This window comes from Pseudonocardia oroxyli, from assembly GCF_900102195.1.
GTDB lineage: Bacteria > Actinomycetota > Actinomycetes > Mycobacteriales > Pseudonocardiaceae > Pseudonocardia > Pseudonocardia oroxyli.
Map to the genome: position 1 here is coordinate 340,946 of NZ_FNBE01000003.1, position 14,173 is coordinate 355,118.

Here is a 14,173-nt window from a genome sequence, read left to right on the forward strand (position 1 = left end):
CGGGATCTCAGCGGGTGAGGATCCAGGCCAGGAGGTAGGCGCGGGAGTTGCCGTCGTCGATCGCGTCGTTCGGGAGGGTGCGCGCGATGCGCAGGGCCTCGTCGCGGTCCGCCATCGCCTTGTACATCAGCACGTAGTCGCCCAGCGGGACGTCGTAGCCGTTCGGGGTGGCCTCGGCGACGGCGCGGCGGATCCGGTCGACGTCCCCACCCAGGTAGCCCGCGACGGGCGACATCGGGATCAGCTGGATCCCCAGGATCGCGCTGGGTTCCGCGCTGAACCAGGTGGCGTAGTCCCGTTTGCCGCCCCAGTTGATGGACACGATCTCGTGCCCGAACCCCGACGGCAGGTCGGGCTGCGTCCAGTACCGCACCGCGGACGAGGCCTCGCGGGACAGCATCGCGACGGCCTGCGTGCGCTGCTCGGGCTGTCCGCGCAGCTCCGCCCACAGGGCCAGCCCGTTGTAGGCGGTGACCGACTCGGAGCTGGACTCCTGGTTGTTGCCGTCGCCGAACGGGCTGAACCCGGACGCCCACGAGTGGCCCTCGTACGGGTCGAACGCCCGGGCCCGGGGGAACTCCCCCGTGGCGCGGGCGTTGCCGATGTCCGCCGCCAGCAGGTCGATCACCGGCGCGATCCTCTCGACGAGCGCGGGGTCGTCCCGGCCCAGGATCCCGGCGGCGTAGAGGAAGTAGCCGTAGTGGAACTGGTGGTCGTTGAACTCCTCGGAGCCGAACGAGTTCTCGAGCCCCACCATGCCGCGCAGCGTCGGGTCGTACACGAAGCAGTGCGTGGTCCGCTCGGCGCATCCCGTGGGGTCGGCCCACTGTTCCAGCACCGGGACGAGCTGGTCGCGGATCCGCTGCGCGGTCGGCGCCATGTCCAGGCCCTCGGCGAGGGTCAGCAGGTTCGTGGCCCTGGCCAGCTGTTTCCCACCGAAGTAGGTGTCCGCGGCGGTCAGCTGCAACGTTGCCGTGTCCGCCGTGACGGCCCGCTCGAGCTCGGTCCGCTCGGCCGCGTCGAGCCTGCCGAGGTCGAGGGCGCCGGACGGGGTCAGCGCAGGCGTGCGCAGCTGCAGCGACGTCGTGCGGCACAGGTCCATGCGGCCGTAGAGCGTGGCGAACGACCCCACGCTCGGGCACCCCGCCGCACCCTGGCCGGGCATCGCGCCGACGATCGTGTCGCCGCCGGAGGTCCGGTAGGTCAGCGTGGTCGCGACGGTGTCCCCGTCGACCTGCTCGACGACCGAGCCGCCGGTCACCGCGACCCGCGCGGCGGCGGCGAACTCGGCCGGGTCCCCGTCCGCCGGGACGGCGTAGAAGGTGGCGGCCCCGCCCGCGGGCAGGTCGAGGACGGACCCGCGCAACGACCCGTCGGTCGCCACCCCGTAGGTGCCGCCGCGGATGTCGACCGTGCCGTCCGCGCGCAGCGGCTGCGGCCCGACCGTGAGGGACTGGGCGCGGGTCGCGGTGTAGTGCACGAACGGCGAGCCGCGGGTGAGGACGACCCGGCCCACCTCGGCGCCGCGGTCGAGGTAGGCGACGGTCACCGTCAGGTCGTCGTAGGCCGCGACCTGCAGGTCCGTGCCGTCGATCGGGACGTCCAGGGCGGGGGTGTGCGAGCCGAACACCGTCTTGTCCTCGGCCCGGACCTGCGGGACCCCGATCGTGAGCCCGCCGGGCTTGAGCCCGACCGAGAGCGGCAGCGGGAAGACCGGCTGCGGCTCGGGCGGGAACACCAGCCCGGAGAACCAGCGGTTGGTCGGCGGGACCAGGCCCGCGGCCAGTCGCATCGCCGGGGCGGTGCCGATGCTGCGCTGCGGCAGCGCGGCGACCGCGGCGGCGAGCTCGGGGTCGCTGCCGCCCTCGGCCACCGGGGTCCCCTCGATCTGCACGGTGCAGCCCGTGAGCAGGAGGGTGAGCAGCAGCAGGCCCACCCGCCTCACGGGGTGAACCCGGTCAGGTCGGTGAACCACTGCGTGACGTCGGTGACCACGCCCTCGTTGCGCAGGTGCAGCGTGGCCTGCACCGGCGACCCGACGGCGAACAGGCCGTCCGCGGTCGCGTCCCCCAGCTCGGGGCTGAAGGCCTGCACCACGGTCCGGGCCTCGCCGTTCTCGGTCCGGACCTGGATCCGCCCGGCCTGGGCGCGGACCGTCTCGTTGTTCGGCAGCAGGACGTCGATGGTGGCGTTCGGCGGCAGCCGCGCGTAGTCCGGGGCGGTCAGCACGAACTCGGCATCGACGTAGAGCGAGCCCGCCCGCTGCACCGTCGCGAGCTCGGAGTTCGCGGTCACGAAGGACCCCACCGCGAAGGAGACGCCTTCGACGCGGCCCTGGTCCGTCGCCGTCAGGACCATCGTGGAGCCGTCCTTGATCTGGTACGGCACCTTGGCCGGGTCGACCAGGCCCTGGGCGAGGTCGCGGGCGAGGGTGGCGCTCTGCAGCTCGAACAGGGGCTGTCCGACCTGCACCTCGTCACCGACCTGCACCAGCTGGGCACTGAGCGTGCCGGAGTAGTCCGTCCCGACCGGGTAGCTCTCCGCGGCCAGCGACGCCGAGGCGCTCTCGACCTCGCCCTTGCGGGCGTTGACCAGCATGGTCAGGTAGGCGGCGACCAGCAGCACCACGATGATGCCGATCAGCAGCCGCACGCGGCGCACGAGCGTCATCGGGACCTCCGGTCGCGGCGGCGGGCGGGGGCGTCGCCGCTGAAGGAGTCGCCGCTGAAGGAGAGGACCTCCGCGGCCAGGTCGGCGCCGCTCGCGCTGCGGCGGCGCGGGGACGGGACGACCGGGACGGGGGCCGTCCGGGGTTCGGGCTCCTCCGCGGCCCGCGGACCGCCTGCGGACCGCCGGGCACGCCCGGGCCCGCCCCCGATCGGCAGGCCGGGCAGCGGGCCGCTGATCGACGGCGGCCCGGACTGGCTGGGCAGCACCGGCGCGGGCGGGCGCGGAGCCGCGGGCCGGAGAGGGGGCAGCGGTGTGGGCCGGGTCGCGGGCCGGGGTGCCGGTCCGCGGACGGCCACGGCGCGGTGGCGCCGCGGCACCGCCGCGACGGCCTGGGTGGCGGCGATCGCGGGACGCGGGGGCGGGACGGGCGTGACCGGCTTGATCGCCACCGCGCGACGCTCCTCGCGCGGCTCGGGCAGCACCGGGGTGACCACCTTCTCGTCGTGCTCCCCGACCGGCTCGCGCCCGGCGCGGCGCAGCGCGCGCAGCTCGCGGGAGGCGCGGGCGATCTCGCGGGACTCCTTGAGCGCCGTGACCACGAACGCCCCCAGCACGAGGGTGTTGAGGATGTTCCAGAACACGGCCAGGGAGAACGCCCGGTCGAGCTGGGCCTGCCAGACCCCCACCACGGACGTCGCGAGCAGGAAGACGAACGCCAGGACCTGCGGCACGATGAACGTGAACGGCGAGTTCCGCACGCCCTTCTGCCCGGTCACGCTCCAGGCCTGGTCGCGGCGCAGCAGCGCGTTCGCGAAGGCCTTGACGTAGATCGGGAACGAGGCCGTGGCCAGCAGCAGCGTCTCCCACCGGAACGAGCCGATGGTGAACAGCGCGACCACGATCTGCATGAAGTAGAAGCCGGCGTAGTAGAAGAACCACGTCAGGCCGGGGACGTCCTGGCTGATGGGGGCGATCCCGAAGTAGATCTGCAGCGGCGGGACGAGCAGCAGCAGCCCCGGCGCGATGCCGACCAGGTAGAAGGTCGCCGTGCCGAAGTACTGCAGGCGCTGGTCCAGCGTGAGCGCCCGGCCGCGGCCCATCGGGTTGGCCCGGAACAGGATCTCGAAGCCGCCGGTGGCCCACCGCAGCTGCTGCTTGGTGTAGGTCTCGATTGTCTCCGGGGTGTGCCCGACGGCGAGCTCGGTGCCGATGAAGATCGACCGCCAGCCGCGCTCGTGGAGTTTCATCGACGTCCAGACGTCCTCGGACTTCGACTCCTGCCAGATGCCGCCGATCTCCATGACCGCGGTCCGCCGGAACACCACGTTCGTGCCGACGCAGAAGGCCGCGTTGAAGCGGTTCTTGCCGGGCTGGGTGAACTTGTAGAAGACCGTCTGCATGTACCCGGCGCCGCGCGAGATGAGCCCGCGCAGGTTGCCGTAGGTCTGCGGGGTCTGGACGAACGCGACCGTGGGGTCCGCGAAGAACGGGACGGTCTCGTGGAGGAAGTCCGGGCGCGCGACGAAGTCCGCGTCGAGGATCACGAACAGGTCGCCCGTGGTGATCGACAGGGCGTGGTTGACGTTGCCCGCCTTGGCGTGGGCGTTGCCCTCCCGGGCCACGTACTCGGCCCCGAGCTCGCGCGCGAGGTCCCGGACCGCGGCCGACTTGCCGTCGTCGAGCACGTAGGTCGTGTGCGCGCCGTCCATCGCGACGGCCGCCTCGACGGTCTTGCGGATGTCCGCGAGCGCCTCGCCGTAGGTGGTGATGAAGACGTCCACCGTGATCGGGAAGTCGTTGAGCTGCATCTCGGCGTGCCGCATGCCGATGCCGATGGCCATGGTCTGCTCGACCTGGTTGCCGTAGAGCGCGCGCTGCGCCTCGTTGAACGTGTAGTCGCGCGGGTCGTGGCCGCTGGACAGGATGGTCCACAGCGAGATCAGCGCCTGCACCACGATGAACGACTCGGCGACCACGACCAGCAGGTAGGCGGGCCAGTCGCCGCGATGGCCGAAGTCGAACAGGAACACGGTGTAGAGCAGCACCCCGACCGCCGCGATGGCGACGATCGCCATCAGCGAGGGCGAGTCCGCGACCTTCTGGCTGCGGGTCCGGGCGGGCGTCTCCGGTACGGACGACGGGGCGCGCGACGGGGCGGGGGGCGGGTCGGTATGTCGGACGGGCACGACGGGGCAGCTCCGGGGCTCTCGGGGTGGAGACTCGGCGCCCGGGACGTCGGCGACCCGGGCGAGGCCGCCGGAAGCGGGGAGCGTCGGCAGCATCGTCGATGCTGTCGGCGATCCGTTCACCCGTCAAGGTGGACGGCATCACGGTGGGTATCGGTAACGGGGCGTCGCTCTCGGCCGATCGCGTGAGGCGGCGGTCTCCCCCGAATGCCGACCGCCGCGCCCCGGCCCTCGGGGGAGGCGGGCCGGAACGCGGCGGAACGTGGCGACCCGCGGGGGTGCGGGTGCGGCCGTGCGGGGAGCGGACGGCTGCGGCGAATGCTCTCGGTGACGAACCGGCGGGTCAACGGGAGGAGGATCACCGATCGACTCGGTAACGAAAGGTGCAGGCGCAACGATCCTCGGCGGGTAACGCCGTTCCTGAGAGTCCGGGACCACCGAGCAGGCCCTGCCGCTACTCCGTTCGGCCCTGCGCGTGGTAGGCGACCATCCGCGCCGTCACCCCGAACACCAGATCGTGCGCCGGCTTCTGGGCGTACCAGTAGATGCGCCCTGCGAGGCCCCGGGGACGGAACGTGACGGTCTGGGTGTAGCGGCTCGTGCCCGGGCCGGTGGGTTCGGCGGTCATGCGCAGCCGAGCGGTGCCCGGCATGCGGGTCTCCGCCCGCAGCAGGAGCGAGCGTCCCGGCTCGACCTCCTCGACCCGCCACCAGTCGAGCGCCGCGCCCGGCTCCAGTCGCCGAGGCCTGCCGCGGCGCAGCCCGACGCCGCCGATCAGACCATCGAGCCGCTGTCGCACGGCCCACACCCCCGGGAGCGTGTGCCAGCCCTCGTCGCCACCGATCCCGGCGACGACCGCCCAGAGGTCCTCGACCGGGGCGTCCACCTCGACCACGTGCCTGCCGGTGATCTCGGGCGGCCCGGAGCCGGGCAGGTCGCCCGGCGTCCCGGGATCGGCCAGGGCCCGCCGGACCGCCTCGGGGTAGGAGGTCCGGCCGCCGGGCGGCTCCCCGACCAGCCCGGCCAGGTCGTCCTCGCGGCAGACCAGCTCGTGGGCCATCGACTCCAGCAGCGGCGCGGCGAGCTCGCGGTCGACCGGGGTCAGCAGCCCGACGGCGCGGGCGCCGAGCCGGGGCGCCGCGACCGGCACCGGCACGGTCACCGCCCGGGCCAGACCGGCCTCGCGCGCGTACCCCCGGAGCAGCTCGACGTAGGTGGGGGCGTCCGGGCCGCCGACGTCGAACGTGCGGTTCGTCCCGGCCGGGAGCCGCAGCGCGGCGGTCAGCCAGTACAGGACGTCGTCGATCGCGATGGGCTGCACACGGTTCCAGGCCTGGTCCGGCAGCGGGAGCGCGAGCGGGCCCCCGAAGACCGTCTCCGCGACGTGCCGGATCATCTCGAAGCTCGCCGACCCGCGCCCCACGACGATCCCGGCCTGCAGCACGACGGCGGGCACCGGGCCCGCCAGGAGCACCTCTCCCACCTCGCCGCGCGAGCGCAGGTGCGCCGAGTTGCCGCCGTCGGCGGGCTGGAGTCCTCCCAGGTAGACGATCCGCCGCACCCCCGCGCGGGCGGCGGCGTCCGCGACGGCCTCCGCGATCTCCCGGTCCCGCTCCGCGAACCCGGGGCCGTCCATCGAGTGGACGAGGTGGTAGAGGACGTCGACGTCGGCGCAGGCCTCCGCGACCGCCTCCAGGACGTCCCCGCGGACCACCTCCACCCGGTCGGCGAACCCCGTCCGGGCCAGCTTCTCCGGGGACCGGACCAGGCACCGGACGGTCGCGTCCGCCCCGAGGAGCCGCGGCACCAGCCGCGCGCCGACATAGCCGGTCGCACCGATCACGAGAGCACGCACACCCCGATCGTCGCGCGAACCGCTCGTCCCCGCGCGGCGAGCCCTCGGCGCCACGATCGGGGGACGCCGGGCCCGTCGGCGCGGCCCGGTACACCCCCGCGGGGTATCTCTGGGCGATGCTCTCCACGCGCCTGCTCGTGCTCCCCGTTCTCGCCGCCACCGCCCTTCTCGCAGGCTGCGGCTCCTCCCCCGCCGCCCCGTCGTCCCCGTCCGCGTCCTCGTCCGCCTCCTCCGCGGTCGACGTGACCGGCACGTTCGGGACGCAGGGCGTCGCCCTGACCTACGATCCCGAGCTGGTCCCCGAGGGGGCCACCGCCCGGGTGACCGGCGAGACGACCGACGCCACCAGCACCATCACGCTCGCCGTGACCGGCCTGGCGCCGAACCGGACCTACGGCGCGCACGCCCACCAGAAGGCCTGCGGCCCGGCCGCGGCGGACTCCGGGCCGCACTTCCAGCACGCCGCCGACCCGGTCACCCCCAGCGTCGACCCGGCGTTCGCCAACCCGGCCAACGAGGTGTGGCTGGACTTCACGACCGACGCCTCGGGCGCGGGTTCGGTCACCGCCACCCAGGCGGAGTGGGCCTTCACCCCCGATCGCGCGGCGCAGTCCGTCGTGGTGCACGAGAAGGCGACGGCCACCGAGGCCGGCAAGGCGGGCACCGCGGGCGACCGTGTGGGCTGCGTGACGGTGGACTTCGCGCCGTAAGACAGACCCGCCCTAAGGGATCCCGAGCGCCCGCAGACCGGCCGCGACGCCCGCCGCCAGCACCACGACCAGCACGAACGGGGCCTTCAGCAGCGCCGCCGCCGCGCCCGCCACCACGCCGGCGGGGCGGGCCCAGCCCGCGAAACCGCCGTCCTCGGTGAGCGCCGCGGTGGCGACGAGGGCGATCAGCAGGGCCGTCGCGCCCAGGTCGAGGAGCCGGGTCGCCCGCTCCGGGAGCCGCAGCCGGTCCCGCAACAGGATCCCGGCCAGCCGGATCCCGTACGTGCCCACGGCGAGCGCCAGCAGCGCGGGCCAGCTCACGACCGCACCTCCTGCGCCGGGCGCAGGGCCACCAGCAGCCCCGCCAGCCCTACGAGCACGGGCACCCCGGCGGGCAGGAAGGGCGTCGCGGCCAGCGCGAGCACGGCCGCGGCGATCCCGACCCGCCGCGCGTCCGCCTGCCTCAGCGACGGGAGCAGCAGCGCGAGCAGCGCCGCCGGGAAGGCCGCGTCCACGCCGAAGACCGCGGGATCGGGGATCCGCCCGCCCGCCAGCAGCCCGACCACCGAGCCGAGGTTCCACGCGACGAACAGGCTCGCCCCGCAGAGCCAGTACACGCGGGTGCCGCGGGGCCCGGTGCCGCGCGAGCGGGTCAGCGCCACGTTCTCGTCGATCAGCAGGTGCGCCCCGACCAGCCGCGCGGGCCACGACCGGCCGACGACCTCGCCGATCGCCAGCCCGAACGGAAGGTGCCGCAGGTTGATCAGCAGTCCGGCGGCCACCGCGGCCACCGGCGCACCGCCCGCGACCACCACCGCGACCGCCAGGAACTGCGATCCGCCCGCGAACACCAGCAGCGACATCCCGACCACCAGGGGCCACGGGATGCCCGCCGACGCCGCGAGGGCCCCGTACGACATGCCGACGATCCCCACCGCCGCCGCCAACGCGGCGACGTCCCGAAGGTCGACTGTTCGCTCTGCCGAACGCATGTCCGCTAGAGTGACCGGCATGGCAGGCGTTCGTCAAACCGGTTTGAGTGTTCGATGAGCCGAACACCGCTCGACGGCATCGCCCTGGCCGTCCGCCGCGAACGGACCCGGCAGGAGCTCTCGCTCGGCGAGCTGGCGCGGCGGGCGGGGCTGTCCAAGTCCACCGTCTCGCAGCTGGAGGCGGGGGCGGGCAACCCGAGCGTCGAGACGCTGTGGGCGATCGCCGTCGTGCTCGACGTCCCGTTCTCCCGGCTCGTCGATCCCCCCGACCGCGGGACGACCGTCGTCCGGGCCGGGCAGGGCGTGGTGATCCCGTCCGACCACTCGCCGTTCACCGGCACCCTGCTCGCCGCCTGCCCACCCGGCGCCCGGCGCGACCTGCACGTGATCACCGCGGAGCCCGGCGAGGCCCGGGCCGCCCACGCCCACATCCCGGGCACCACCGAACACCTGGTCGTGACGGCGGGGCGCTGGGTCGCGGGGCCGCAGGGCGAGGAGGTGGAGCTCGGCCCGGGCGACTACGCCCGCTTCCCCGGCGACCTCCCCCACTCCTACCAGGCCCTCGCCCCGGGCACGGCCGCCGTGCTGATCATGGAGTACGTCTGAGCCGAGCCGCGCTCAGCGGTCGCTCACGGGGTCGAGGGGGTACTGCCTGACCCAGTCGACCTGCATCTCCGAGGCCTTGACCTGCCCCTTTCCTTCGGGGAACCAGTCGAGCTGCACGGTGAGGTGCATCGGGCCGGGAGGGAGGGCGCTCGTGTCGTCGGTGGTCCACCACTGCTTCCCGTCGACGAACGCGGTGATGTGGTCGGGCGTCCATTCGACGGCCCAGTCGTGCCACTGGGTCGCGTCGATCCGGACGTCGCCGTGGAGCTGGCTGTTGTCCGCGCCGTAGTGCAGGAACATGTCCGTGTTCTGGCGGGACGGGTCGGAGTCCTCCATGAAGTCGACCTCGCCGCCCTTCGGCCAGTTCTCGGCGTCCGGCCAGAGCAGCAGGACGGCATGGTAGCTCGGGTCCGCGGCGGGCGAGCGCACCCGCGCCTCCCACCGGCCGTACCGCTGGCCGGGAGCCCACGCCATGCCGCCCGTGGTGCCGTCGGCGCCGCCGTTCACGGTGAGCACCCCGTCCTGCACCGCGAACGCGCCCGGTGAGCGGCGGCCCGCGCCGTTGTGGCCGGGGCCGTCGTAGGGCTCCCACTCGCCGCTCAGCGCGGTGCCGTCGAACTCGTCGTCCCGGTTCGGCCGGCCCCATCCGAACGCGGTGGCCGCGCTGGTGTCCGCGGGCGCACACCCGGCCGGTGCGCCGGGGTCCGCGACCGCCGACCCCGTGATCATCGCCGTGGCCACGATCGAGCAGACGACACCGCCGAGCACGCCCGAACGCACGAACCTCATCCGTCGCCTCCACCACTCGAACCCCAACTGTCACAGCGGACAGTAAGAGCCTCAGAGTGATCGCGATCGGAGCAGCCACCCGTTCGAGTGGGCGTGGAGTGCACCGCGGTGTCCGGAACGTGCCACCTCGATCACGCAGCGCAACCGAGTGGTGCCGAGCCCGACTCCCAGGTCGCACCCCGCGCCGGGCGGGCGGACGACGTCTCGACCACCCGACGTCGTCACGCACCGCGGTGCCACCCGAAGGCGTTACCAGCCGCGCTGGGCGTACCGCTGCGCGTCGGGCAGATCCGGGATGTCGATGCCGACCATCGCCTCGCCGAGCCCGCGCGAGACCTTGGCGATCACGTCCGCGTCGTCGAACATCGTGGTGGCCTTGACGATCGCCGCGGCGCGCTGCGCCGGGTCGCCGGACTTGAAGATGCCCGAGCCCACGAACACGCCCTCGGCGCCGAGCTGCATCATCATCGCCGCGTCCGCCGGGGTGGCGATGCCGCCCGCGGTGAACAGCGTGACCGGCAGCTTCCCGGCCGCCGCGACCTCGGCGACGAGCTGCACCGGCGCCCGCAGCTCCTTGGCCGCGATGAACAGCTCCGCCTCGTCCAGGGTGCCGAGCCGCTTGATCTCCGACCGCATCGCGCGCATGTGCCGGGTCGCCTCGACGACGTTCCCGGTGCCGGCCTCGCCCTTCGAGCGGATCATCGCCGCGCCCTCGGAGATCCGCCGCAGCGCCTCCCCCAGGTTGGTCGCGCCGCAGACGAAGGGCACGGTGAAGGCCCACTTGTCGATGTGGTGCGCCTCGTCGGCCGGGGTGAGGACCTCGGACTCGTCGACGTAGTCCACGCCGAGGGACTGCAGGACCTGCGCCTCGACGAAGTGCCCGATCCGGGCCTTGGCCATGACCGGGATCGAGACGGCCTCGATGATGCCCTGGATCATGTCCGGGTCGCTCATCCGCGCCACGCCGCCCTGCGCCCGGATGTCCGCGGGGACGCGCTCGAGGGCCATGACGGCGACGGCGCCCGCGTCCTCGGCGATCTTCGCCTGCTCGGGCGTGACCACGTCCATGATCACACCGCCCTTGAGCATCTCCGCCATGCCACGCTTGACGCGGGCGGTGCCCAACTCCTGACCGGCGGGGACCTGCTCGGACGACGACGCGGACATTGCTGTGGCGCTCCTTCTCGACGGTTACTCCCGGGAGACCGGGCCGTCCGTAGATGCTACGCGTCCACCGCGCGGTGCCGACTCGGCGATCTCGAAGTACTCCGGCAGCGGTGCCGTGCCGTAGAGCCGCAGCCACCGGACGAGCCGCCTCGACCGCAGGCCACGGGTGTCCCGGACGGCGTCGTTGTGGACGCGGCGGGCCAGCACGACGAGCTGTTCGGCGTCCACCAGCTCGGCCAGCACGGCGGTGGGCAGCAGCTCCCGGTCCACCGCCCCCAGGGCGCGCGAGAGCGCGTTCTCGACCAGCTCCCGGGCCTCGACGCCCTGGTCCCACTCGCGCGGCAGGTCCCGGACCAGGCCCGCGCCCGCGGCGCGTGCGGCGTGCCCGAGCGCGGCGACCGGGCTGCCCTCCGGGGCCCGCGCCGCGTCCAACCCCTCCGCGACGGCGACCGCGACGGACGCCCGCCGGGCCAGCGCGGACTCCAGGCCGACCCGGGCGGCGTCCGTGCGCTGGTGCAGCCGGTCCAGCCGCCTCGACCGCGCGACGCACAGCACGGTGACCCAGACGAGCACCAGCACGGCGACGCCGAGGACGACCCACGTCGTGGCCCCGTTCACGACGCGGGCACCTGACGCGGATCGGCGGCGATCGCCGCCTGGTAGACCTGCAGCACCTGGCCCGCCACGACCGGCCAGTCGAACCGGGCGGCCCGCGCCCGCCCCGCGGCGGACATCGCCGCCCGCCGCGCGGGGTCGGCGAGCACCGCGCCCAGGGCGGCCCGCAGCCCGGCGACGGACCCCGTCGGCACCAGCACGCCGGCGCCGTCGAGCACCCGGCGGAAGGACTCCAGATCGCTCGCGACGACCGGGGCGCCCGCCGCCATCGCCTCGGTGAGCACCATGCCGAAGCTCTCGCCGCCCAGGTTGGGGGCGCAGAAGACGTCCACGGAGCGGAGCATGGCGGCCTTCGTGTCGTCGTCCACCGCGCCGAGGTACTGCACGCCCGCGGGCAGCTCGGCCGCGTCCCCGCGCCCGACCACCACCAGGCGGGCGCCGAGCCCGTCGAGCGCCTCCACGAGCACCGAGAAGCCCTTGCGCGGTTCGGAGAAGCGCCCGACGAACCCGACCGTCGGACCCTCGAGCGGGAGCCGCGGCCCGTGGGCGAACCGCGCCACGTCCACACCGTTCGGGATCTCCGTCGCGTCCCCGCCGAGGTGCTCGACCTGCACCCGCCGCGCCGTGGCCGACACCGCGATCCGCGCCGTGACCTTCTCCATCAGCGGCCGCAGCACCCCGCCGAACGCGTGCAGGGTGCGCGACCGCTCCGTGGACGTGTGGAAGGTCGCCACGATCGGCCCCTCCGCCGCCAGCAGCGCGAGCACCGAGACGGAGAAGGTGGTGGGTTCGTGCAGGTGCAGGACGTCGAACTCGTGGTCGGCGAGCCACCGGCGGGCCCGCGCGTAGGTGACCGGCCCGAACGTCACACGTGCCACGGACCCGTTGTAGGGCACCCCGAGCGCCTTCCCGGCCGGGGTCACGAAGTCCGGCAGGTCGGCGCCCTCCTCGGCGGGGGCGAGCACCGAGACGTCGTGCCCCAGCGCGCGCAGCGCCCGCGCCAGGTCGACGACGTGGCTCTGGACCCCGCCCGGGACGTCGAGCGAGTAGGGACAGACGATCCCGATCCTCACCGCGTCAGCTCCTGCAGCATGTGCCAGTCGGCCGGGTGCGCGGCGATGAGCTCCTCGAACGCCGACGCCAGCTCCTGGGTCGCCTTGCGCACGGCGGCCCGGTCCGGCACCGGGATCTCCGGCAGGACCGTGACCCCCCACCGCCCGCGCGGCAGGAAGTAGGGGCCCACCGGGTACAGGGCGGCACCGGTCAGCGCGGCCAGGGACGCGGGGCCGGAGGGGAACCGGACCGACTCGCCGAAGAAGCCGACCTCCACTCCGCCGCCGGTCAGGTCCCGGTCGCTGACCAGGCACACCAGTCCCCCGGCCCGCAGCCGCCGGGTGAGCGCGAGGTGGGCCGCCCGCCCCTCGTCCTGCGCCACGACCTCGAACCCCAGCGACTCGCGGTAGGAGACGAACCGCCGGAACACCGACTCCGGCTCCAGCCGCTCGACGACGGTGGTCATCTCCGCGGGCAGCCCGTGCCTGCGCATCTCCTCGAGGATGTAGACCCCGGCGACGTCCCAGTTCCCCGCGTGCGGCAGCGCGTAGACCACGCCGCGGCCCGCCTGCATGGCCGCGATCCCGGGCCCGATGCCGGTCGCGGCGCCGTGCATCCCGCTGTGGATCGTGCCGGGGGGCAGGGCGGGCAGCCGGAACGCCTCGTTCCAGTACCGCGCGTAGCTGCGCATGGCCGCCCGGACCAGCCGGTCGAGCTCGGCGCCCGCGAGACCGGGGACGACGCGGGCGAGGTTCGCCCGCAGCCGCGCGACGCCGGCGCCCCCGCGGCGGGCCGCCAGGTCGCCGCCCGCCTCGAACCCGAGCCCCGCCACCGGGCGCGGCACGTGCCGGAGCACGCGCCACGCGGCGCCGTAGCCGAGCTCGGCGGGGTTCACCGGGCTTGGTCCCGGGCGCTGCCGTGCACCAGGACGAGGCGCTGCAGCACCGTGTACACCGAGGCCGCCGCGAGCCCCCACAGGGCCACGTGCAGCGCGTACGGCACCCCGACGCCGTGCAGGAACGTGCCCAGCAGGACGACGATCAGGCGCTCGGCGCGCTCGACCAGCCCGCCGTCCGCGTCGAGCCCCATGCCCTCCGCGCGAGCCTTCACGTACGAGATCAGCTGGCTGCTGACCAGGCAGATCATCGCGGCGATGCCGAGCACCCGCTCCTCGCCGACACCCAGGCACCACCAGGTCAGGCCGGCGAGCAGCGCGCCGTCGGCGATCCGGTCGCAGGTCGAGTCGAGCACCGCGCCGAACGCGGTTCCCTTGCCGCCCGCGCGGGCCATGGCGCCGTCGACGAGGTCCAGCAGGACGAAGAACGTGATCACCCACGGGCCGATCGCGAGCTCGCCCCGCGGGAAGAACCAGAGCGCGGCGGCCGACGCGCCGACGGTCCCGACCACCGTGACGGTGTTCGGGGTCAACCCCCGCTCGACCAGCGCGCGGCCGATCGGGTCGGTCACCCGGTTGACGTACTCGCGGGCGTGAAGGTTGAGCATCGGGTCGCGCCGACTCCTCGCATGGTT

The 14,173-nt window shown here is 74.2% G+C and carries 14 protein-coding genes; 2 read left to right on the forward strand and 12 right to left on the reverse strand.

The window, feature by feature from the left end:
• Window positions 1-7 precede the first annotated feature (7 nt).
• The 4 genes from BLS43_RS06580 to BLS43_RS06595 form a co-directional block, all read right to left on the reverse strand.
• A complete protein-coding gene (locus tag BLS43_RS06580; protein WP_143029951.1) occupies window positions 8-1,945 on the reverse strand; it encodes a glycosyl hydrolase in 1,938 nt (645 codons plus the stop codon).
• A complete protein-coding gene (locus BLS43_RS06585) occupies window positions 1,942-2,670 on the reverse strand; it encodes a hypothetical protein (RefSeq protein ID WP_093078256.1) in 729 nt (242 codons plus the stop codon). Before BLS43_RS06585 ends, BLS43_RS06580 begins: the two co-directional genes overlap by 4 nt.
• Window positions 2,667-4,856 carry a glycosyltransferase family 2 protein gene (locus BLS43_RS06590; protein WP_218129727.1) on the reverse strand — a complete coding sequence of 730 codons (2,190 nt, stop codon included), beginning with the start codon at window positions 4,854-4,856 and terminating at the stop codon, window positions 2,667-2,669. Before BLS43_RS06590 ends, BLS43_RS06585 begins: the two co-directional genes overlap by 4 nt.
• Window positions 4,857-5,310: 454 nt before the next feature.
• Window positions 5,311-6,711, reverse strand: a complete 1,401-nt coding sequence (locus BLS43_RS06595) for a DUF2867 domain-containing protein (protein WP_093078260.1) — start codon at window positions 6,709-6,711, stop codon at window positions 5,311-5,313.
• Window positions 6,712-6,827: 116 nt separating this feature from the next.
• Here BLS43_RS06595 and BLS43_RS06600 point away from each other — a divergent pair, with 116 nt between their 5' ends.
• On the forward strand, window positions 6,828-7,421 hold the full coding sequence (locus BLS43_RS06600) for a superoxide dismutase family protein (protein ID WP_093078262.1): 594 nt from the start codon (window positions 6,828-6,830) through the stop codon (window positions 7,419-7,421).
• A 12-nt stretch (window positions 7,422-7,433) separates the two neighbouring features.
• Here BLS43_RS06600 and BLS43_RS06605 read toward each other — a convergent pair whose 3' ends face one another.
• Together BLS43_RS06605 and BLS43_RS06610 are read right to left on the reverse strand one after the other, a co-directional pair.
• Window positions 7,434-7,742 (reverse strand): AzlD domain-containing protein, encoded by a 309-nt coding sequence (locus BLS43_RS06605; RefSeq protein WP_093078264.1) that lies wholly within the window; start codon window positions 7,740-7,742, stop codon window positions 7,434-7,436.
• Window positions 7,739-8,413, reverse strand: coding sequence for an AzlC family ABC transporter permease (locus tag BLS43_RS06610; protein ID WP_093078266.1), 675 nt, complete (start codon window positions 8,411-8,413; stop codon window positions 7,739-7,741). The genes BLS43_RS06605 and BLS43_RS06610 overlap by 4 nt, the downstream gene beginning before the upstream one ends.
• A 54-nt stretch (window positions 8,414-8,467) precedes the next feature.
• Here BLS43_RS06610 and BLS43_RS06615 point away from each other — a divergent pair, with 54 nt between their 5' ends.
• A complete protein-coding gene (locus BLS43_RS06615) occupies window positions 8,468-9,019 on the forward strand; it encodes a helix-turn-helix domain-containing protein (protein ID WP_093078269.1) in 552 nt (183 codons plus the stop codon).
• A 12-nt stretch (window positions 9,020-9,031) separates the two neighbouring features.
• Here the strand turns inward: BLS43_RS06615 and BLS43_RS06620 are convergent, their stop codons facing one another.
• From BLS43_RS06620 to pgsA, 6 genes are all read right to left on the reverse strand, one after another.
• Entirely contained in the window at window positions 9,032-9,808 is a 777-nt protein-coding gene (locus BLS43_RS06620; protein ID WP_093078271.1) for a glycoside hydrolase family 16 protein, read from the reverse strand.
• Window positions 9,809-10,057: 249 nt separating this feature from the next.
• Window positions 10,058-10,975, reverse strand: coding sequence for a pyridoxal 5'-phosphate synthase lyase subunit PdxS (gene pdxS / locus BLS43_RS06625; RefSeq protein ID WP_093078273.1), 918 nt, complete (start codon window positions 10,973-10,975; stop codon window positions 10,058-10,060).
• A gap of 24 nt (window positions 10,976-10,999) precedes the next feature.
• The gene (locus BLS43_RS06630; RefSeq protein ID WP_093078276.1) at window positions 11,000-11,593 is read right to left on the reverse strand and encodes a hypothetical protein; all 594 of its coding nucleotides are present in this window, start codon (window positions 11,591-11,593) and stop codon (window positions 11,000-11,002) included.
• Window positions 11,590-12,663, reverse strand: coding sequence for a glycosyltransferase family 4 protein (locus BLS43_RS06635; RefSeq protein ID WP_093078278.1), 1,074 nt, complete (start codon window positions 12,661-12,663; stop codon window positions 11,590-11,592). Before BLS43_RS06635 ends, BLS43_RS06630 begins: the two co-directional genes overlap by 4 nt.
• Complete coding sequence (locus BLS43_RS06640; protein WP_093078281.1) at window positions 12,660-13,538, reverse strand: phosphatidylinositol mannoside acyltransferase; 879 nt, start codon at window positions 13,536-13,538, stop codon at window positions 12,660-12,662. Before BLS43_RS06640 ends, BLS43_RS06635 begins: the two co-directional genes overlap by 4 nt.
• Window positions 13,535-14,146, reverse strand: coding sequence for a phosphatidylinositol phosphate synthase (pgsA, locus tag BLS43_RS06645; RefSeq protein ID WP_093078283.1), 612 nt, complete (start codon window positions 14,144-14,146; stop codon window positions 13,535-13,537). The genes BLS43_RS06640 and pgsA overlap by 4 nt, the downstream gene beginning before the upstream one ends.
• Between the last annotated feature and the right edge of the window lie 27 nt (window positions 14,147-14,173).

Coding starts and splice junctions, on each gene's coding strand:
- pdxS (WP_093078273.1), bottom strand. CDS start 10,975: ATGTCCGCGTCGTCGTCCGAGCAGGTCCCCGCCGGTCAGGAGTTGGGC.
- BLS43_RS06600 (WP_093078262.1), top strand. CDS start 6,828: ATGCTCTCCACGCGCCTGCTCGTGCTCCCCGTTCTCGCCGCCACCGCC.
- BLS43_RS06610 (WP_093078266.1), bottom strand. CDS start 8,413: ATGCGTTCGGCAGAGCGAACAGTCGACCTTCGGGACGTCGCCGCGTTG.
- pgsA (WP_093078283.1), bottom strand. CDS start 14,146: ATGCTCAACCTTCACGCCCGCGAGTACGTCAACCGGGTGACCGACCCG.
- BLS43_RS06585 (WP_093078256.1), bottom strand. CDS start 2,670: ATGACGCTCGTGCGCCGCGTGCGGCTGCTGATCGGCATCATCGTGGTG.
- BLS43_RS06620 (WP_093078271.1), bottom strand. CDS start 9,808: ATGAGGTTCGTGCGTTCGGGCGTGCTCGGCGGTGTCGTCTGCTCGATC.
- BLS43_RS06615 (WP_093078269.1), top strand. CDS start 8,468: ATGAGCCGAACACCGCTCGACGGCATCGCCCTGGCCGTCCGCCGCGAA.